Below are 18,723 nucleotides of genomic sequence, written 5' to 3'. Positions count from 1 at the left end.
TGGCGGTATTAGAATCCGGTGAAGCGCGTGAATGCCTCCGCCGGTTCACGCTCCGTCGGGAAGGCGTTTTCCGGCGCCGACCAGTCGGCGTGGCCCAGCGCCATGCCGCTGGCGATGATTTCCGTATCCGGCAGGCCGAGATGGCGGGCGGTGATGGCGTGGCGGTAGCAGAAGGCCGCCTGCGGGCAGGTCTCCAGCCCGAAGCCGCGGGCGACGATCATCACGTTCTGCATGAACATGCCGAGGTCGAGCCAGGCGCCCTTGCCCATGTCGCGGTCGATGGCGAAGAACAGCCCGACCGGCGCCCCGAAGAACAGCCAGTTGCGGCCATGCTGGCGCGCCATCCGTTCGCGGTCGCCCTTGGCGATGCCGACCGAGCCGTAGAGCGCCCAGCCCACCGCCCGGCGCCGGCCCAGATAGGGCTCCCGCCAGTTCTCCGGGTAGTAGGGATATTCCGGCACCTCAGGTTCGCCCGCCTCATGGGCGGCCAGCAGCTCGGCCGACAGGGCGGCGCGCGCCTCCCCGGCGATGGCGTGGACCTTCCAGGGCTGGATGTTGGATCCGCTCGGCGCCCGCGCGGCGAGGTCGAGGATGCGCAGCACCGTCTCCCGCTCCACCGGCGTCGGTAGGAAGGCGCGGACGCTGCGCCGGCCGGCGACGGCGTCCAGCACGGAGAGGGCAGGGGTGTCGCTCATTCCGTCGCCTCCACCGCCACTTCCACTGCCGGCTCGTGCCGGACCGGGAAATTGACCGAGCGGGCGATGAAGCATTTCTCCGCCGCGTCGTGATGCAGGGCCAGGGCCTTCGCCGCGTCCGATCCCGGAGCCAGCGTCACCCGCGGCCGCAGCACGACGCCGCTGAACCGCCCGCCGCCGTCCGGCTCCTCCTCCATCACCCCTTCGGCCTCGTCGGCATAGGCGGTGACGACGACCCCGGCGCTGGCGCAGAGATGCAGGTACCAGAGCTGGTGGCAGGCCGACAGCGAGGCGACCAGCATCTCCTCCGGGTTCCAGCGCGCCGGGTCGCCGCGGAAGGCCGGGTCGGAGGAGCCGGGGATCGCCGGCTTGGTTCCGGCGCCGATCATGTGGTCGCGGCTGTAGGCCTTATAGCCCGAGGTGCCGGTGCCGAGATTGCCGGTCCAGTCGACCCGCAAGGCATAGCGGTGTTCCCTGTGCGCCATCCGTCCCACTCCTTCCCCTATTGCATCACCATCATCAGTAGCGCCGGCAGCAGCACGAAGGCCATGGCGGTGGAGCCCAGCACCATGCCCGCCACCTCCTCCGGCGAATTGCCGTAGCGCAGAGCCCAAAGATAGTTGAAGACGGCGACGGGCATGGAGCTCTGCACCAGAACCACGCCGCGCGCCGCCCCGGTCAGCCCCATGGCCCACACCACAAGCAGCCCCATGGCGAAACCGGCGGCCAGCCGGAAGGCCGACATCGACAGCGCCCGCACCGCCCCCGACAGCCGCAGCTTCGACAGCGCCACCCCCAGCGAGAACAGCATCAGGGGCACCGCGCAGTTGCCGAGCAGCGTTGTGGTGTTGCCGATCCAGGCGGGCAGGGGCAACTCCGCCAGCTGGATCGCCACGGCGAGCGCCACCGCGTAGATGGTGGGCGTGCGCGCCATCTGCCGCAGGTCGAAGCGCCCCGCCGCCAGCGCCGGCCCCAGCGTGAACTGTCCCACCGACATCACCGCATAGAACAGCACGGCAAGGCCCAGTCCGGCCTCGCCGAAGGCGAACAGGCACAGCGGCAACCCCAGATTGCCGGCGTTGGGAAAGGCCATCGCCGGCACATAGACCCGCAGCGGCAGCCGCGCCGCAAGCAGCACCGGCACCGCCGCCAGCGCGGTCAGCACCATGCAGGCCGCCGCCGCCGCCGCGATCTCCGCCATCACCTCGGCCGACAGCCGCAGCCGGGTCAGCGCCGAGAACACCAGGCAGGGCGACGACACGTTGATCGCGAAGGTTGTGATGAAGGCGCTGTCATAGGGAAGCTGCGCGCGCGTCCAGCCATATCCCAGCGCCGCCACCACGAACACGGGGGCCAGCACGGCGAAGGCGTCGGACAGAAGGACGAGGGTGGGCATGCAACCGCTGGCCAGAGGAATGGTCCGCCACGATGACGGTATTCCCTTCCCGCGTCATCCCCCCAAGCCCGAGTTTCACCGCAAGGCAGCCGCGCGCCGGAGGCATCCGCCCAGCCCCCCTTTCCCGCCGGGGAGAGGGGAGTGATCTGCCATTCACCTGATTCGCAGAGTCGCGCGACGCGACAGCACCTGTCCCCCCCGCCTACACCTGTAGCCCGAATGCAACGTCACGAAATTGATTGTATTCCCGGAATGCTTATCAAGAGGAAGTAACGATTTGTAACGAAGCTTGAGGCATAAGGGGGTACCCACTATCGTGGGCCGCCCTCATTCCGCGGATATTCATGACACCTTCCCCGGGCGCCAAGACCATTGTTCGGACCATGAACAATAAGGCGCAGCGAATCAAAAGTCAGTCGAGCCAGAACAGCCGCCGGTTTTCGCTGCGTTCCGTTCTGCTTTGGATTCTTTTGTTGCTGTCGGCCGGTCTGTTTCTTGCGCTCGCGGCACTGCCCGTCGGAAGATTTGCCAGCGCAGCCATTTCCGTCGGCGTCGTGGCGGCGGCCTTCGTGCTGGGGCGCTTCGCCCGGCGCTTCTGGCATGCCCGCACCCTGACCGTGCTGCTGCTGGCCTTCGTCACCTTCCGCTATTTCTTCTGGCGGCTGACCGGCACCTTGCCGCCGGTGGACGATCTGGTGAACTTCATTCCCGGCGTCACCCTGTTCGCGGCGGAGGCGCTGTCCTTCGTCCTGTTCCTGACCTCGCTGTTCGTCATCATCGACCCCATCGCCCGCGAACCGTCGGAGCCGACGGGCGACCCCGCCCTCTGGCCCAGCGTCGACGTCTACATTCCCTCCTACAACGAGGAGCCGGAACTGCTGGAGACGACGCTGGCCGCCGCGGTCTGCATCGACTACCCGCGCGACAAGCTGCGCGTCTATCTGCTGGACGACGGCGGCACCGACCAGAAGCTGGCCCACAGCGATCCCGAACTGGCCGCCGCCGCCAAGGAGCGGCGCGAGACGCTGACCGCGCTGTGCGAAAGGCTGCACGTCACCTACATGACCCGGCCGCGCAACGAGCATGCGAAGGCCGGCAACATCAACCATGCCTTCAAGAAGACGTCGGGCGATCTCGTGCTGATCCTCGACGCCGACCATGTCCCGACGGTCGGCATCCTCAAGGCGACGGTGGGATTCTTCCAGAAGGACTCCGGGCTGTTCCTGGTCCAGACCCCGCATTTCTTCGTCAATCCCGACCCGGTCGAATACAACCTCGGCACCTTCGAGCGGATGCCGAGCGAGAACGAGATGTTCTACTACTCGATCCAGCCGGGGCTCGACCGCTGGAACGGCTCCTTCTTCTGCGGGTCCGCCGCCATCCTGCGCCGCGCGGCGCTGGAGGAGGTCGGCGGCTTCAGCGGCGACACCGTGACGGAGGATTGCGAGACCGCGCTGGAGCTGCATTCGCGCGGCTGGCGCAGCGTCTACCTGCCGCGCCCGCTGATCGCCGGGCTGCAGCCGGAAACCTTCGACAGCTTCATCGCCCAGCGCTCGCGCTGGACCCAGGGCATGATCCAGCTGTTCCTGCTGAAGAACCCGCTGTTCAAGCGCGGCCTGACCGTCGCGCAGCGGCTCTGCTACACCAGCACCATGCTGTACTGGTTCTTCTGGTTCTGGCGGCCGATCTTCCTGCTGTCGCCGCTGTGCTATGCCCTGTTCGGGCTGGAGATCTACCGCATCAACCTGCCGGACTTCGCCTGCTTCGTCATTCCGCACGTCTTCGCCGCCGCATTCCTGTCGCAGTTCCTGCACGGGCGGATGCGCTGGCCGCTGTTCTCGGAGCTGTACGAGTATCTGCAGTCCTTCCACGTCTCCCGCGCGGCGATCGCCACCCTGATCCGGCCGCGCGACCCGGTCTTCAAGGTCACCGCCAAGGGCCAGTCGGTGGAGGAGGACGGCTTCTCGCCGCTGGCGACGCCCTTCATCGTCACCACCCTGCTGCTGGGCGCCGGGCTGGCCGCCTGCGCATGGCGCTATTACGTGTTCCCGGAACACCGCGCCGCCATCGTCCCGGTGGCGGTCTGGTGTTCCCTGAGCTTCATGCTGGCGCTGGGCGGCCTCGCCGTCGTCTTCGAGCGCAGGCGCGTCCGCCGGCAGGAGCGCTTCACCGTCGACCGTGCCGCCGTGCTGACCCTCGATGACGGGACCAGCATCGACCTGACCGTCGCCGACGTGTCGGCGGGCGGCGTCGGCCTTCTGGTCGATCCGAAATGGCGCGAGGCGATTTCCCGGCCAGACCAGACGCCGATCCTCACCATCACCGCGACGGAGACGGAGGCGGCGACCACCACCGGCGTGCGCATCTACCGCGTCGAAATGCGCAACGGCGAACTGGCGGTCGGCACCGGATTCGCCCCGCGCGACCGCCAGGACATCGTGGAGATGGCGCGTTTCGTCTTCGGCAACAGCGTCGGCTGGGACGCCTTCCTCGACCGCAAGCGCGTGGCCGCCCCGACTTTCTTCGGCGGGCTGCTGTTCTTCGCCACGCGGGTGGTGCCGCGGCTCGGGCATGTCCTGCTCGCCCTGCCGCGCGCCATGCGGCGCATCCTGAGCTTCCAGGCTCCGTAACGGCCATGGCTCATTCCTGCATTGATAACCGCGGCCCCAGGGCTGCCTGCAACCCGACCGGCGCTCGGGACACCGGCGCCTGGAGGTCTGTCAGGGGCCTTCTGGCCCTGCTGTCCCTGTGCCTTGCCCTCTCGACCGGCTGGGCGGCGCCGGCCGATGCCGCGGATCGCCGGGTGATCCCCCTGTCGAACCTGCGCGACGGCCAGCCGGAGGTCACCCTGCATGGCGAGACGGAGACGGTCGTCCTGCGCGCCGTCCTGCCGCCGGTTGTCGGATTGACCTCCGCCGTCCTGGCGCTGACCTACGAGAACGGCATCGACATCCTGCCCGAAAAGGGATCGATGTCGGTCTACATCAACGGGTCGCCGGTGGCCGACCTGCCGCTGTCCGCCTTCCGCGGGCCGGTCAACGCCTCGATCACCCTGCCGGCCAGCCTGATGCGGCCGGGCGAGAACCAGATCGTCTTCCAGACCAACGCGCAGCACCGCGCCATCTGCACGGTGCGCGGCACCTACGACCTGTGGGCGCGGGTGAACCTCGCCGCCTCGTCGCTGACGCTGGTGTCGGACGGCGGCGTTCCCCAGCCCGACCTCGCCATGATGCGGCAGCTTCTGGTCGCCGCCGACCGGGCGCGCGAACCGCTGGCAATCCTCCATCCCGGCAGCGAGATCGACGCCGACCATCTCGGCTGGGGCGCCATGGTGGCGCAGTCCTACGGCCTGCTGCGCGGCGACCAGACCCCGCGCGTGACGGCGGTGCCGGTCCAGCCGCCCTCCAAGCCCGCCGATTCCAGCGCGTCCGGCGCGCCGGTGCTGGAATCCCTCCCTCTGCCGGGCGGCAAGAACGTGCTGATCGGCACCCGCGACCGCCTCGCCCCGCTACTGGGCGAGGCGCGGGCCGCCGCCATCACCGGCCCCTTCCTGGCCGTCTATCCGCTCCCCGGCCCAGGCGGCGGGGCCTTCGTCGCCGTCGCTTCCGGCCGCACCCAGCAGGAGGTCGATCAGGCGGTGATGCGGCTGGCCGACCTCTCCCGGCCGCTGCCGACCCAGAGCGCGATGATCGTCGCCGACGCCGCCCCGCCGGCACCCCTGCCGCACCCGCCGGTGCAGGCGGAGGGGCGCTACCGCCTGTCGGAACTGGGCTTCCAGACCGTCCAGCACAGCGGCTACCGCTATGCCGGCCGCTTCGGCCTGACCCTGCCCACCGGCTTCGCCCCGGTCGGCGACCGCGCCATCCTGTTCCACATCGACGCCGCCTTCGAGGGCAACCTCGGCCCCGGAGCGGTGCTGAACGTCCGGGTGAACGGCAAGCCGGCGGGCGCCATCGAGATCGACAAACGGTCCAGCGGCGTGATCGACAACGGCGAGATGCCGCTGCCGATGGCGATGTTCCGCCCCGGCCCCAACGTGATCGAGGTGGAGGCGGAGCTGCCGCCGGCCGGCGGCACCGACTGCGTCTTCGCGGTGCGGCGCCCGTCCTTCACCCTGCACGACAGCTCCAGCATCGAAATCCCCGGCTTCGCCCGCCTCGTCACCCTGCCCAGCCTGGAAGGCTTCGCCAACACCGCCTATCCCTATGGCGGCCTTGCCGGCGGGCAGCCGGCGGACCCCTTCGACCTCGTGGTCGTCGGGCGCGAGTCCGCCTGGTTCGGCGCGGCCTGGAGCCTGACCGCCCGGCTTGCGCAGCGGGCCGGCGACCTGATGGCGGTGGTGCCCTACACCGGCTGGGGCGGCGCGCCGGACGGCAACGCGCTGATCGTCGGCCCGGTCGCGGCGCTGCCTCAGGCGGTCTTCGCCTCTTCTCCCCTGCCGGCCGACCGTCTCGCCGGCCTGCTGGAGGCGGGTGCCCTGATCGCCCAGGCCAATGCGCGGGGAGAGCCGATGGCGGATGCCGACCGCCGCGCCCTGGTCGACCGGCTGCGGCTGGGCTGGTCCGGCACCCCCCGTCCGGGCCTTGCGCGGCCCGGCGCCTCGCCCTCGCCCTCGCCCTCGTCCTTCGGCGTCGCCGGCACGGCGCAGGCGGCCGACGGTGGCGCCCAGAACCGTTGGCAGCGGATGGCCGGCGACGCCAAGGACGGCGCGTCCGCGTCCGGCGGCTGGGTTCCCGACTGGGCCCGCCGCTCCATGGCCGCCGCCGCCCGCTACGTCAACCACTGGACGGTGGAGGACGCGCCGGTCGACGTCGTCGCCCTGACCGAGAATGCCGACCAGCTGCCGGAGGCCGCCTTGCTGCAATACCGGGCGCCCGGCGCCGATCCGCTGACCTGGACCCTGCTGACCGCATCGGATACCCGGTCCATCGACCGCGCCATGGGCAGCCTGGGGCAGGCCGGCCTGTGGGACAGGATGCACGGCGGCGGGGCGCTGTGGAGCAGCGCGGCGCCGGCCGTCACCACGCTGGAGGCGTCGCGCCCCTACCAGATCATTCTCACCCCCTTCGACATCGGCAACCTGATCCTGATCCTGGCCCGCAACCTGTCGCAGCGGCTCGAACTGCTGTTCGCCCTGCTGCTGGGGACGGCGGTGGTGCTGACGGTCAGCATGCGTCTTCTGCTGAAGCATGGACATCACGAACGGAGCGAGCCATGACCCCAACGCGGCGTGACGTGCTGATCGGGACGGCAGCCCTGGGATTGGCGGCGGCAGGTCTGGCGGCACTTCCGGCCGGCGCGCTTGCCGCGCCCTCCGATGCTCCCTTCGATGGGGCGGCATGGCGGCGCTATGCCGATCGCTTCCTGCGGCCGGACGGGCGGATCGTCGATACCGGCAACAAGGACGTCAGCCATTCCGAAGGGCAGGGCTACGGGATGCTGCTGGCCGTGGCGGCGGGCGACCGCGCCGCCTTCGACCGGATGTGGAGCTGGACCCAGCGCACGCTGATGGTGCGTGACGACGGGCTGGTGGCGTGGCGCTGGGCGCCCGACGGCGGCGTCACCGACCGCAACAACGCGTCCGACGGCGACATGCTGATCGCCTGGGCGCTGCTGCGCGCCGCCGAGCTGTGGAAGACGGAGGCCTACCGCACCGCCGCCGCCGCGATCGTCAAGGCGCTGGACGCCGGGGTGCTGGTGGAGCATGCCGGGCTGACCGTCCTGCTGCCGGGACGCGACGGCTTCCGCAAGGGCGAAACGCTGGTCCTCAATCCCAGCTACTGGATCTTTCCGGCGATCCGCGCCTTCGCCGCCCTGCCCGGCGGGGAGCGCTGGGGCCGGCTGACCGACGCCGGTCTGGTCCTGCTGTCGAAGGCGCGCTTCGGCGGGTTCCAGCTGCCGCCGGACTGGATGGCGCTGGACGCCGCCGGCACCGTCACCGTCGCCGACGGCTTCAGGAAGCAGTATGGCTACGACGCCGTGCGCGTGCCGCTCTATCTGGCCTGGGACGGCTACCGCGATCCCTATTATTTCCGCCCCTATGCCGATCTGGTGGCGAAGTTCGGCGGATCGGCGGTCCCCGCCACCGTCTCGCTGCCGGGCGGCACCACCACGCAGGTGGCGGCCTCCGTCGGCATGCTCGCGGTCTACCGGCTGGCCTGCCGTCTGGCCGGGACCGGGGTGGACGCCGGCCAGGCGGTGACCGTGCCGCCGCTGGCGGCCAACGAGGATTACTACTCCACCACCCTGTTCCACCTCTCCGCGCTGGCGGCCCAGAGCCTGGGGATCGACCCGTGACCCGTCCCGTCCTTCTTTCGACCCTTCTTCTTGCCGGCATCGCCGCGCTCGGCGGCGGAAGCGATGCCTGGGCGCAGTCGCATGGCGGCGGCCGCGCGCTCGCCCCCGGCGTGACGGTGGAGGTGGCGCCGGCCCCCGGCAGCGGCTCCGCCCCCGCCGCCGGCAAGGTGGACGAGACGGCGCTGCGCTACTACGCCCGCATCGGCGACGGCGAAAGGCTGGAGGCGGAGATCGCCCGCCTGCGCGCCCTCGATCCGACCTGGGAGCCGCCCAAGGATCTGTTCGCGCCGCAGCCGACCACGCCCGGCATCGACGAGACCCCGTTCTGGAATCTTGCATCGGCCGGCAAGGTGGCGGAGGCGCGCGCCGCCATCGCCGAGCAGCGGCGCAAGTCGCCCTCCTGGCAGCCGTCGGACAAGCTGCTGCAGGAACTCGACCTCGCCGAGAGCGCCGGGCGCCTCCGTTCGGCCAGCGACACCAAGCGCTGGCAGGACGTGGTGGACGCCGCCGCCGCCAACCCCGAGGCGGTGGCCTGCAACCGGCTGGACAACGCGTGGCGCCTTGCCGAGGCCTATGCCGAGCTGAAGCAGACCGACCGCGCCTTCGAGACCTACAAGACCATCGTCACCAGCTGCCCCAAGGCCAAGGAGCGGCGCGACACCATCTTCAAGGCGTCGCGCTATCTCAGCCCCGACCGCCTGCGCGAGCTGACGGCGCTCGGCGCCACCGCCAACCCGGCGACGGGGGAGGATTACTCCACCGTCCGCAGCGCCGAAGCCGAACTCGAAACCGGCCGTCTGCTGGAGCGGCTCGGCGCCGCCAGCGCGGGGAGCAAGGCCGGCGCCCTGTCCGCCGCCGACCTGTCGCGCGTCCAGGGCGTCGTCCGCGACAGGCAGGACGCCGACGGCGCCATCGCGCTCGGCTGGTACTTCCAGAAGCAGAGGAACTTCGCCGAGGCGCGGGGCTGGTTCTCCCAGGCCAACGACTGGTCGCCGTCCGACCGGGCGGCGGAAGGGCTGGTGCTTGCCTACAACGGTCTGGGCGATAAGCCGCAGGCCCGCGCCGCCGCCGCCCCGTGGAAGGGCAAATCGACCCGTGTCGATCAGGCGCTGAAGGCGGTGGATCCGCCGCGCGGGCCGGCCGGCGGGCGCGGCGGTCCGCAGGGGCCGAGCGAGCTGGACCGGGCGCTGGCCCGCCAGGACTATGCCTCCTGCATCGCCATCATCCGCGCCTCCATCGCCAGGAGCGGCCCGACCGCCGCCCTGCTGCAGCAGCGCGGCTGGTGCCTGCTGGAACTGAAACGCCCGTCGGAGGCCGAGGCCGCCTTCGCCGAGGCGCAGGTTCTGGCCGCGCGCGAGCCCGCCAAGGCCGGTGTGTCGGCCGGCGGCGCATCGACAGGCGGTGCATCGGCCGGAACGCAGATCCCCAGCCGCAACCTGTCGGCCAACGGCCTGCCGCAGACGGCGACCCAGGCGCAGGAGAACGCCTACGGGCAGGCCATCGCCCGTCTGGCGACCGGCGACGTGGCCGGTCTGGCCCGCGACCTGCCCCGCGCCAACATGACGGCGGCGCAGAAGGCGGAAATCCGCGCCTCGCTGATGGCGACCGAGGCCAACCGGGCGCTGGAGGACAAACGCTACCACGACGTGCTGCGCCTGCTCGACGCCCGCAAGGAGCTGGAGCCGGAACCGCGCAACCTCGGCATCCTGCGCGGCTGGGCGCTCTACAACCTGATGCGCTACGACGAGGCCTACAACCAGTTCAAGGCCATCGACGACCGCCTGAGCACCGAGGAATCGCGCGAAGGCGTCAGCATCACCTGGAAGACGATCTACCATGATTGGTAAGGGAGCCCCGATGCCCGAGACTCGCATGGTCAAGACTCCGATGGCCCGCGCCCTCCTGCTGGCGACGCTGGCCGCCGCCCTGCTGACCTCGGGTTGCGCAGGCTGGGTGCGCGACAACACGACCCAGGCGCCCACCCCCTGGCGCCGCATCCAGCCGGCGGCGCTGCCGGTCACCCTGCCGGACAGCCGCGACTTCCCCATCGTCGCCGCCCGCATGCGCGACACCGGCGCCGTCTACAAGAGCTACATCGTGGCGCTGGGCAACCCCACCGTGCTGCCGGGCGAGAACCGCCTGTTGGTGGACGTGCAGACCCTGCCCGACAGCCTGTTCGGCGCCCTGGTCCAGCCGCCGCGCGTCTTCCCGGTCCCGCTCTACACCATGGAGACGCTGACCGAGACGACGACGCGCGAATTCCCGGACATGCGCGTCAAGGTCGCCGACGGCGCCCGCCGCAACCGCTACGGCGACTACGACTACGTCATCGCCCAGGACGGCGAGAACAGCTGCGTGCTGGCATGGCAGCTGATCAGCGACCGCAAGCGCACGCTGCCGGAACGGATCGAGGCGATCCGCCTGGACTACCGGGTCTGCGGCGTCGGCTCCAACATCCGCGCCCTGCTGGCGCCGTTCGAGGCGCTGACGCTGACCCTGCCGGAAACGGTGCTGGAGGCCCACGACCTCATCGACGGCATGTAGGGAGCAGGCCGGGCGGCCTCACGCCGCCCGAGCCTCGTCCCGCCGCATCTGCTCCTCCAGCGCCCGCCAGCGCGGCTCGACCGCCTCCCACGCGCGCTGCTTGACCGGCCCGAAGCCGCGGATCTCCTGCGGCAGCGCCGCCAGCTCCACCGCGGTGGCGAGCCTTTCCGCCGACAGCCGTTCCGCGATCTCCGCCACCGTCGCCTCATAGCGGGCGATCAGCGCGCGTTCCATCCTGCGCTCCGCCGTATAGCCGAACGGGTCGAGCGCCGTGCCGCGCAGCCGCTTGCAAGCCGCCAGCCCGCGGAACACCGGCAGGATCCAGGCGCCCAGCGCCATCTTGCGCGGCTCGCCAAGTCCGTTGGTCTCGCGCGACAGCAGGGGAGGGGCGAGGTGGAAGACCGGCTTCCAATCCCCCTCGAACCGCTCGTCCAGGCTTTTGCGGAAAGCCGGATCGCTGTGCAGCCGCGCCACCTCATACTCGTCCTTGTAGGCCATCAGCTTGAAGGCGCCGCGCGCCACCGCCTCCGCCAGTGCGGTCGAACCGGGAGCCGCGCGGTCCTCCGCCTGCCGCGCCCGCTCCACCAGCGCGCGGTAGCGTTCGGCATAGGCGCGGTCCTGATACGCCGCCAGGAAAGCCGCCCGCCGCTCCACGATGGCGGAGAGATCGCCGGAGGCCAAATCGGGGGTCTGCGCCTCCTCCTCCGCCCCCAGACCCGCCAGAACCTCCGGACGGTGCGCGGCGAGGCGGCCGAAGGCGAAGGCGCGCAGGTTGGCGGCGACGCCGGTTCCGTTCAGCTCGATGGCGCGGGTCAGCGCCTCCAGCCCGACCGGCAGCAGCCCCTTCTGGAAGGCGACGCCCATCAGGAAGACGTTGGCGAGGATGCTGTCGCCGAACAGCGCGGTGACCACCCGGTTGGCGTCCACCACCTCGACCTGCTCGGCCCCCGCCGCCCGGCGCAGGGCGCGCAGCAGCGCCCCCGCATCCGGCAGCTTGGCGCCGTCGCGGGTGAAGGCCCCGGTCGGCGCCACATGGGCGTTGGCCACCACCCGCGTCCGTCCCGGCCGCACCGTCTTCAGCGCGTCGGGCGAGGCCGCGACCACCGTGTCGCAGGCCAGCACCAGCTGCGCCCGCTTCGGGTCGATCCGCGCCTGATGGAGCAGCGCCGCATCCCCCGCCACCCGCAGATAGCTGTAGACCGCGCCGCCCTTCTGCGCGAAGCCCATGAAGTCCAGCACCGAGGACGCCTTGCCCTCCAGATGCGCCGCCATCGCCAGCACCGCGCCGATGGTGACGACGCCGGTGCCGCCGACCCCGACGATCAGGATCTCCGCCAATTCTTCCCTCGCGCCATAGCGCGGCAGCGGCAGCGCCGCCAGATCCGCGGCGAAGCGCGCGGCCACCCTGTCCGGGTCCGGCTTGCGCAAAGACCCGCCCACCACCGAGACGAAGCTGGGGCAGAAGCCGTCGGCGCAGGAATAATCCTTGTTGCAGCTGGACTGGTCGATCTGCCGCTTCACCCCGAATTCTGTGTGTTTCGGCTGCACCGACAGGCAGTTCGACTTCTTGCCGCAATCGCCGCAGCCTTCGCAGACCAGATCGTTGATGACCATCCGCCGCGCCGGGTCGGCCATGGTGCCGCGCTTGCGCCGCCGCCGCTTCTCCGCCGCGCAGGTCTGCTCATAGACGATGGCGGTGACGCCGGGAATCTCGCGCATCTCGCGCTGCACGGCGTCCAGTTCCTCGCGGTGATGCACCGTGGTGAAGGGCGCCAGCCCGGACCGGCTGTCGTATTTCTCCGGCGCGTCGCTGACCACGGCGATGCGGGTGATGCCCTCCGCCGCCAGCTGGCGGGTGACGGCATCGACGGAGATCGGGCCGTCCACCGGCTGGCCGCCGGTCATGGCGACGGCGTCGTTGAACAGGATCTTGTAGGTGATGTTGATCTTGGCGGCCACCGCCTGCCGGATCGCCAGCAGGCCGGAATGGAAATAGGTGCCCTCGCCCAGATTCTGGAAGATGTGCGGCCGCTTGCTGAACGGCGCCTGCCCGATCCAGCTGACGCCCTCGCCGCCCATCTGGCTGAGGCCCACCGTGTCGCGGTCCATCCACGACGCCATGAAGTGGCAGCCGATGCCGGCCATCGCCTTGCTGCCCTCCGGCACCCTGGTCGAGCTGTTGTGCGGACAGCCGGAGCAGAAATAGGGCGTGCGCGGCAGGGCAGGGGCGGCGGGAGCCTCCCCCGGCAGCAGCTCCGCCAGCCGTGCCGAAAAGTCCCTCTCCGGGAATCGGTGGCGGATGCGCTCCACCAGCGCCCGCGCGACGATCCAGGGCCGCAGTTCCCCGGTGGCGGGCAGCAGCGGCGCGCCGAACTCGTCGGTCTTGCCGACCACGGCGCGCGGCCTCTCCCCGGCCGGCAGGTGGAACAGCAGATCCTTCAACTGCCCCTCGACGACCGGCGCCTTCTCCTCCACCACCAGCACCTCGTCGGCGCCGCGGGCGGCGGCGAGCGCGAAGTCCGGCTCCAGCGGCCAGGACAGCCCGATCTTGTGGACCGACAGCCCGATCCGCTCCGCCTCCGCCGGCCCGATGCCGAGCAGCCGCAGCGCCTCCATCAGGTCGAGATGCGCCTTGCCGGTGGTGACGATGCGCAGCCAGCCGCCCCTACCCAACACCGTCCGGTCGATGCGGTTGACGCGGGCGAAGGCCTTCACCGCCGCCACCTTGGCGGCCAGCCGTTCCTCGATGGCGAGGCTGGGCAGGTCGGGCCAGCGGTAATGCAGCCCCCCCGGCGGCGGATCGAACTCCACCGGCAGGAAGCCGCCCTCCAGCGCCGGAATCCGCACGGTGCCCGAGCTTTCCACCGATTCCGAGATCGCCTTGAACCCGACCCAGGCGCCGGAGAAGCGCGACAGGGCATAGCCGTACAGCCCGAACTCCAGATAGTCGCGGATGCCCGCCGGGTTCAGCACCGGCATCGACCATGCGATCATGGCGAGGTCGCTCTGGTGCGGCATGCTGGACGACACGCAGCCATGGTCGTCGCCGGCCACCGCCAGCACCCCGCCGCGCGGCGAGCTGCCATAGGCGTTGGCATGTTTCAGCACGTCGCCGGAGCGGTCCACCCCCGGCCCCTTGCCGTACCACATGCCGAACACGCCATCGACGGTGCCCTCGCCCGAGGATTCGACCTGCTGGGTCCCCATGACGGCGGTGGCGCCCAGATCCTCGTTGACGCCGGGGACGAAGCGGATGGCATGGGCGTCCAGATGCGTGCGAGCCTGCCACAGCGCCTGATCCAGCCCGCCCAGCGGCGACCCGCGATAGCCGCTGACGAAGCCCGCCGTGTTCAGCCCGGCCCGCCGGTCGCTCTCCGCCTGGAGCAGCAGCAGCCGGACCAGCGCCTGCGTCCCCGACAGATAGACCTGCCCCCCGGCGCGGCTGTAGCGGTCGTCCAGGCGATAGCTGCGGTCGATCCGGTCGGGGGTTTGGCCGGGATCGCGCTCCGCCCGCAGGCCCGTCGGCATGCCGTCCATGTCTCGTTCCCTCGATTATCCTTCGTTGGAACGAGTGTGCGCCCTTTGCAGGCAAATGATTTTGCGGGTTGGGCGCAGAGCGGGGGTGTTCGGAAAATCCTGTTGCGGATTGTTGAGGTTGAGAGCGAAATTTTTGCGGGTTCTGCGGAGAGTTGTGGGGGGTAGGGAGGCAAACATTGGAAGCCATTTAAGGAGCCGCCACGAATCAGAAGCCCCCCTTGTCGGAAGCATCCGAAAGCGACAGCATTTCTTCTCGGCGTGCACGCGCATTAAACCCGTGGGTTGCTGCCGCGATTCGGGGGCCGAACCGATTCTCGAACTCCTTCCACAGTTCATCATAAAGGGGGTCAAGTTGACGCACGAGCTTCCGCGTCGAACTATTAAACTCCCTTTGAAGGCCGACTAGTCCTTCGCGAAATGAGCGATTTACGTTGATGCGACGACCGCTTTGATCAAAACCCCTGATGCCATGGCCTCGCGCAAACATAGCTGCGGTCATAAAGGTCTGGTCATCCAAGGTGAAACTTCTCTCTACGCCCTCATGTATACGGGCATTACGCTCAGTCCTTAGGCGCGCTTGCTCATCGAGCATGCCGCCCAGGTGAGCAATAACAGCGGCCGAAACGCCAGACTGCTTCAGCTTCTTCATCTTGCAGTCCGCCGGAGGGAGCCCGGTTTCATAAACGGCGTTCACAAGCTGCAACGTGCAATCAACGACAGAAATGAACCGCGTTAGAAAAACATCCGCCGAAGCTGTCAGCCATTCATAGAGCGATATAGGAAGGCTTGTGGCTGTGGGAAACGGTTCGGACCACAGCATATTGCCGGCAAGATTCAGTTTCTCCACCCGGCGAGAAAGAAGATAAACATAATTATTTACATCAAATGCGTACTTGCAACGTAGCTATGTTGCAGACACAGGTCAGCAGGCAAACTGTTTAGAGGCATAGCCTAGATATGGTAGGCGACCTGCGGCCGATCATCGGCGTTCGTCTCCCCGCATCGGCGCAGGACACAGTTTTTAGGCGAGCAGAGTAGTCTCCAGATGCGACAGTCCACCGGTCGGTGGAAGCCCCCGACACGGCGTCGTCAGTAGAGTCCGTCGATCTCTTCGTCGGTGTAGTCGGGCGGCGGCGGGGCCGGACGCAGCGGTCGTAGCGGTGGAGATGTCGCGCGGAGGCGCACCGGGCCCGGAAGCGAGCGAGTTCTACGTGTTCCCTTTGGGGCCTCGCGGTATTTCCGCGGCAGGCCGTGTCCTTTGCTGTCTTTCTCCTCTGCCCGCGCCAGCATCAGGACCCGCGACGGTGCCGGAGGATCCCCGTCCTGCAACGGCGGCGGCCAGAACAGACCGCCCTTTGCCGACCAGCGGATTTGTCGGCCGAGCGCCCGGGGCATCAGCGTCATCAACTGAAAGACGAACGGCTCCGCCTGGACTTCGCCCTGCGAATGTCCATCGGTCGTCGTCATCGTTCTCGACGAAGCCGAACTCCACAGCCAGGCGGCTTCGTCGAGATAGCGGCTCAGGTGAACGCGACTAAACCTATGGTAGACACCAAAACGGCTTCGTTCGAGAAGCCCCGCGAAGCCCTCGGCGTGATTGACGTGAACGTTCCGTTCGTCGTCCCGCAACTCAGCATTGCGCCGCCGTTTGCGCGGTCGCTTGCCGTCCTTCCGCTCGACACGGGCGTATTCTTCCGCTCCGTGATTGACGCTGGAGTGTCCGCCGAAATCCCGACCGACGACCGCGAGGGCCTTGTCTCCGTCGGTCATCAGGTGCGCGTCGGGCTTCACAACCGCCTTGATGACCGAGGCCAATTCCGCGGCGGACTCCCCGGAGACAACGCCGGTTCGAACCCGCCCCTCCCGGGCGTTCATAATGACTACGATCGCCTTGTCCGACCCCTTGCCGCGCGGATTCCACACGTATTTCGTGTATCCGTCCTTGCGCGGCTCGCCGCCGATTCGTTTCGTATCGATCTCGACCTCGCCGTCGAGAACCGGTTCGCTTTCGTGCCGGTAATCGAGAAGTTCGCGGACAGCATGTGCCATTTTCCAGGCCGTCGGCTGGGTCACGCCGAGATGCCGGGCCAGAACGACGGACGAGACGCCCTTGCTGCTGCTGAGCAGGTAGAACAGCGCCTTTATCCACTTGAGAAGTGGGAGTTTTGTCCCGTGAAGCGGCGTGAAGGTCTTGACGGTGAACTGGGCGGCGCAGTTTCCACACTCGAACAGCCCGACACGCGGGGCGCGGGCTTCTCCGCTACGGGTCGTTTTGACCGAGTTGAAGCGGTAGACCTTGACGGATTTGCAATGCGGGCAGAACGGACCGTCCGGCCAGACCAGGGTTTCGAAGAAGGTTCGTGCCTGCGCCTCGTCTGTGAAACGAGCTGTCAACTCGTCAGCATCGGTGTGGATGCTGAGGTCAAAGTCCTGGCAGATTTTGTAGAAGCGCTCGTTGCCCACGGCCGACCTCCCCCGAGGCCGACACTCTACCGGAAGACGCATCCGATTTGAATCAATATGTAGGAGGTGCGCGCGGAGCGCCGCCGTTATCGTAAGTCTATGTTTTTGTTGATTTTTGCGTCTGCACCTGTGTCTGCAACATAGCTACGACCTGCAATCCGGGTGCATTGCTAGCTCAGCATAGCTATCAAAATAATAAGATACGATGCTGAGGTCGTATATTCGTCCAATAAATCCATGATTATCCGAAGGCAAAATGTGACGCTTCAGGAACCGCGTGCTGGGAGCTTTTGTGCCAACGGAATCATCGTCTTCAATCATTTTCTATCTCCTCGCGAATTTATCAACGATAGGTATATTAATTCCGCACCAATAACGCATGAATTGCATAATTCGCCAGATCCGTTACAGTTTTGTCCTCTCAGAGTGAGCAAGGTAGCCTAATCGGTAGGGAAACGAATGATGATTCGGAAAATTGCGCTGGCTGCGCTTATTGTCAATCGCGCAAATGACAGGCATGGCGAGTTAGAGAATGAATCGGCCGCAATCGCATGGCTCTTTAACGAGCGCGAACAGCACATGCGCAACCTTGCGAGAGACATTGTTGAGAAGGGAGAGATATATGAGTATCCGCTTATTTCGCCAGAGAAAGCAAAGTTCATTGTCTTTGATGGCAATAGACGCGTGACATGCCTGAAGCTCTTGGAAGAGCCTCGTCGAGCTCCAACACGCGAGTTGCAGGCGTTCTTTCGCGAGCAGAGAAGTCTGTGGCGGGGCACATTTCCACTAGAGATCAGCTGTCAGATCGAAGCCGACCGCGACCGTATTGATGAAATTCTCTTTCGCCGCCATACCGGTACGCAGAATGGTATTGGTCAGAGCACTTGGGACGACCGTATGAAGGCAACCTTTATGTCGCGTACCGGCAAAGGTGGCGGGCCCAGCGTGGCAGATGAAATCGAGAAGCGTTTAGCCGACGCTAATCTCTTGCCGGAACGTCGCAAGATACCACGCTCTACGCTTAGAGTGCGTAACAAAACCGGCCAGGAACGGTTGGTAGGGGCATGGCAGCCCCTCTTGTTTCCGACGCCTTGTGGGCGATCATCGAACCGCTGATCCCGCCGGAGCCGCCCAAGCCAAAAGGCGGACGGCCCCGGTTGGACGATCGTGCGGCGCTGACCGGCATCCTATTCGTGCTGCGCACGGGTATTCCTTGGGAGCTTCTGCCGGTGGAGATGGGCTGCGGCTCGGGGATGACCTGCTGGCGGCGTCTGCACGAGTGGCATCGGGCTGGCGTGTGGGAACGGCTGCATCGTGTGCTGCTCGACCGGCTCGGCTATGCCAACGCCATCAACTGGGATCGTGCAGCGGTGGACAGCGCCAGCGTCCCGGCAAAAAGGGGGGTGAGGAGACCGGCCCGAACCCGACGGATCGCGGCAAGCCGGGCTCCAAGCGCCACATCCTCGTCGATGCTAACGGCATCCCGCTCGCCCTGAGGATCTCGCCAGCCAACCGGCACGACAGCAAGCTGCTGGAGGCGCTGGTCGATGCCGTGCCGGCGATCCGCCAGTGTGCGGGCCGGCCCCGGCGCCGCCCGGCCAAGCTGCACGCCGACAAGGGCTACGACTTTGCACACTGCCGGCAGGCGCTGCGCCAACGAGCGATCATTCCGCGGATCGCCCGGCGTGGCGTCGAGAGCAGCGAGCGTCTTGGCCGACACCGATGGGTGGTCGAGCGTACGCTCGCTTGGTTCGCCCGCTTCCGCCGCATCGCCGTCCGCTACGAACGGCG

12 protein-coding genes and 1 pseudogene are annotated in these 18,723 nt (G+C 68.0%); 7 read left to right on the top strand and 6 right to left on the bottom strand.

Translation table 11 applies throughout. From position 1 onward, the window contains the following. Positions 1–8 precede the first annotated feature (8 nt). The 3 genes from DM194_RS17995 to DM194_RS17985 are packed head-to-tail and all read right to left on the bottom strand — an operon-like array spanning position 9 to position 2,091. Complete coding sequence (locus DM194_RS17995) at positions 9–695, bottom strand: nitroreductase (protein WP_111068944.1); 687 nt, start codon at positions 693–695, stop codon at positions 9–11. Continuing rightward, positions 692–1,180, bottom strand: a complete 489-nt coding sequence (locus DM194_RS17990) for an OsmC family protein (RefSeq protein ID WP_111068943.1) — start codon at positions 1,178–1,180, stop codon at positions 692–694. Before DM194_RS17990 ends, DM194_RS17995 begins: the two co-directional genes overlap by 4 nt. A 17-nt stretch (positions 1,181–1,197) precedes the next feature. Then, the gene (locus DM194_RS17985) at positions 1,198–2,091 is read right to left on the bottom strand and encodes an AEC family transporter (protein ID WP_111068942.1); all 894 of its coding nucleotides are present in this window, start codon (positions 2,089–2,091) and stop codon (positions 1,198–1,200) included. Between the two features lie 344 nt (positions 2,092–2,435). Here DM194_RS17985 and bcsA point away from each other — a divergent pair, with 344 nt between their 5' ends. The 5 genes from bcsA to bcsN are packed head-to-tail and all read left to right on the top strand — an operon-like array spanning position 2,436 to position 10,932. After that, positions 2,436–4,721 carry a UDP-forming cellulose synthase catalytic subunit gene (bcsA, locus tag DM194_RS17980; RefSeq protein WP_111068941.1) on the top strand — a complete coding sequence of 762 codons (2,286 nt, stop codon included), beginning with the start codon at positions 2,436–2,438 and terminating at the stop codon, positions 4,719–4,721. A 5-nt stretch (positions 4,722–4,726) separates the two neighbouring features. Further along, complete coding sequence (locus DM194_RS17975) at positions 4,727–7,309, top strand: cellulose biosynthesis cyclic di-GMP-binding regulatory protein BcsB (RefSeq protein WP_111068940.1); 2,583 nt, start codon at positions 4,727–4,729, stop codon at positions 7,307–7,309. Beyond that, entirely contained in the window at positions 7,306–8,388 is a 1,083-nt protein-coding gene (locus DM194_RS17970) for a family 8 glycosyl hydrolase (RefSeq protein WP_111068939.1), read from the top strand. Before DM194_RS17975 ends, DM194_RS17970 begins: the two co-directional genes overlap by 4 nt. Further along, complete coding sequence (locus DM194_RS17965) at positions 8,385–10,235, top strand: hypothetical protein (RefSeq protein ID WP_111068938.1); 1,851 nt, start codon at positions 8,385–8,387, stop codon at positions 10,233–10,235. The genes DM194_RS17970 and DM194_RS17965 overlap by 4 nt, the downstream gene beginning before the upstream one ends. 10 nt (positions 10,236–10,245) lie before the next feature. Beyond that, positions 10,246–10,932: a cellulose biosynthesis protein BcsN gene (gene bcsN / locus DM194_RS17960; RefSeq protein ID WP_111068937.1), complete on the top strand. Its 687-nt coding sequence runs from the start codon at positions 10,246–10,248 to the stop codon at positions 10,930–10,932. 18 nt (positions 10,933–10,950) lie between these two features. Here the strand turns inward: bcsN and DM194_RS17955 are convergent, their stop codons facing one another. The 3 genes from DM194_RS17955 to DM194_RS17950 all read right to left on the bottom strand — a co-directional run bounded on the left by DM194_RS17955 (position 10,951) and on the right by DM194_RS17950 (position 16,932). After that, positions 10,951–14,469, bottom strand: coding sequence for an indolepyruvate ferredoxin oxidoreductase family protein (locus DM194_RS17955; protein ID WP_111068936.1), 3,519 nt, complete (start codon positions 14,467–14,469; stop codon positions 10,951–10,953). A 205-nt stretch (positions 14,470–14,674) separates the two neighbouring features. Beyond that, positions 14,675–15,289, bottom strand: coding sequence for a hypothetical protein (locus tag DM194_RS28240; protein WP_246024445.1), 615 nt, complete (start codon positions 15,287–15,289; stop codon positions 14,675–14,677). Between the two features lie 269 nt (positions 15,290–15,558). After that, complete coding sequence (locus tag DM194_RS17950; RefSeq protein ID WP_162629991.1) at positions 15,559–16,932, bottom strand: IS1595 family transposase; 1,374 nt, start codon at positions 16,930–16,932, stop codon at positions 15,559–15,561. Between the two features lie 459 nt (positions 16,933–17,391). Between DM194_RS17950 and DM194_RS28235 the strand changes: the two genes are divergently transcribed. Further along, positions 17,392–18,048, top strand: coding sequence for a hypothetical protein (locus DM194_RS28235; RefSeq protein ID WP_162630107.1), 657 nt, complete (start codon positions 17,392–17,394; stop codon positions 18,046–18,048). Then, positions 17,997–18,715, top strand: a pseudogene (locus DM194_RS17945) (IS5 family transposase); the annotation flags it as partial. The gene DM194_RS28235 and the pseudogene DM194_RS17945, both read left to right, overlap by 52 nt. Between the last annotated feature and the right edge of the window lie 8 nt (positions 18,716–18,723).

Source organism: Azospirillum ramasamyi, from assembly GCF_003233655.1.
Lineage (GTDB): Bacteria > Pseudomonadota > Alphaproteobacteria > Azospirillales > Azospirillaceae > Azospirillum > Azospirillum ramasamyi.
Note: the sequence above shows the minus strand (reverse complement) of the source record. Positions and strands in the feature narration are given on the sequence as shown.

What these genes read in the sequence shown, in the direction of transcription:
- DM194_RS28240 (WP_246024445.1), bottom strand. Translation starts at nt 15,289, where the DNA reads ATGCTGTGGTCCGAACCGTTTCCCACAGCCACAAGCCTTCCTATATCG.
- DM194_RS17975 (WP_111068940.1), top strand. Translation starts at nt 4,727, where the DNA reads ATGGCTCATTCCTGCATTGATAACCGCGGCCCCAGGGCTGCCTGCAAC.
- bcsN (WP_111068937.1), top strand. Translation starts at nt 10,246, where the DNA reads ATGCCCGAGACTCGCATGGTCAAGACTCCGATGGCCCGCGCCCTCCTG.
- DM194_RS28235 (WP_162630107.1), top strand. Translation starts at nt 17,392, where the DNA reads ATGATGATTCGGAAAATTGCGCTGGCTGCGCTTATTGTCAATCGCGCA.
- DM194_RS17970 (WP_111068939.1), top strand. Translation starts at nt 7,306, where the DNA reads ATGACCCCAACGCGGCGTGACGTGCTGATCGGGACGGCAGCCCTGGGA.
- DM194_RS17955 (WP_111068936.1), bottom strand. Translation starts at nt 14,469, where the DNA reads ATGGACGGCATGCCGACGGGCCTGCGGGCGGAGCGCGATCCCGGCCAA.
- DM194_RS17990 (WP_111068943.1), bottom strand. Translation starts at nt 1,180, where the DNA reads ATGGCGCACAGGGAACACCGCTATGCCTTGCGGGTCGACTGGACCGGC.
- DM194_RS17985 (WP_111068942.1), bottom strand. Translation starts at nt 2,091, where the DNA reads ATGCCCACCCTCGTCCTTCTGTCCGACGCCTTCGCCGTGCTGGCCCCC.
- bcsA (WP_111068941.1), top strand. Translation starts at nt 2,436, where the DNA reads ATGACACCTTCCCCGGGCGCCAAGACCATTGTTCGGACCATGAACAAT.
- DM194_RS17995 (WP_111068944.1), bottom strand. Translation starts at nt 695, where the DNA reads ATGAGCGACACCCCTGCCCTCTCCGTGCTGGACGCCGTCGCCGGCCGG.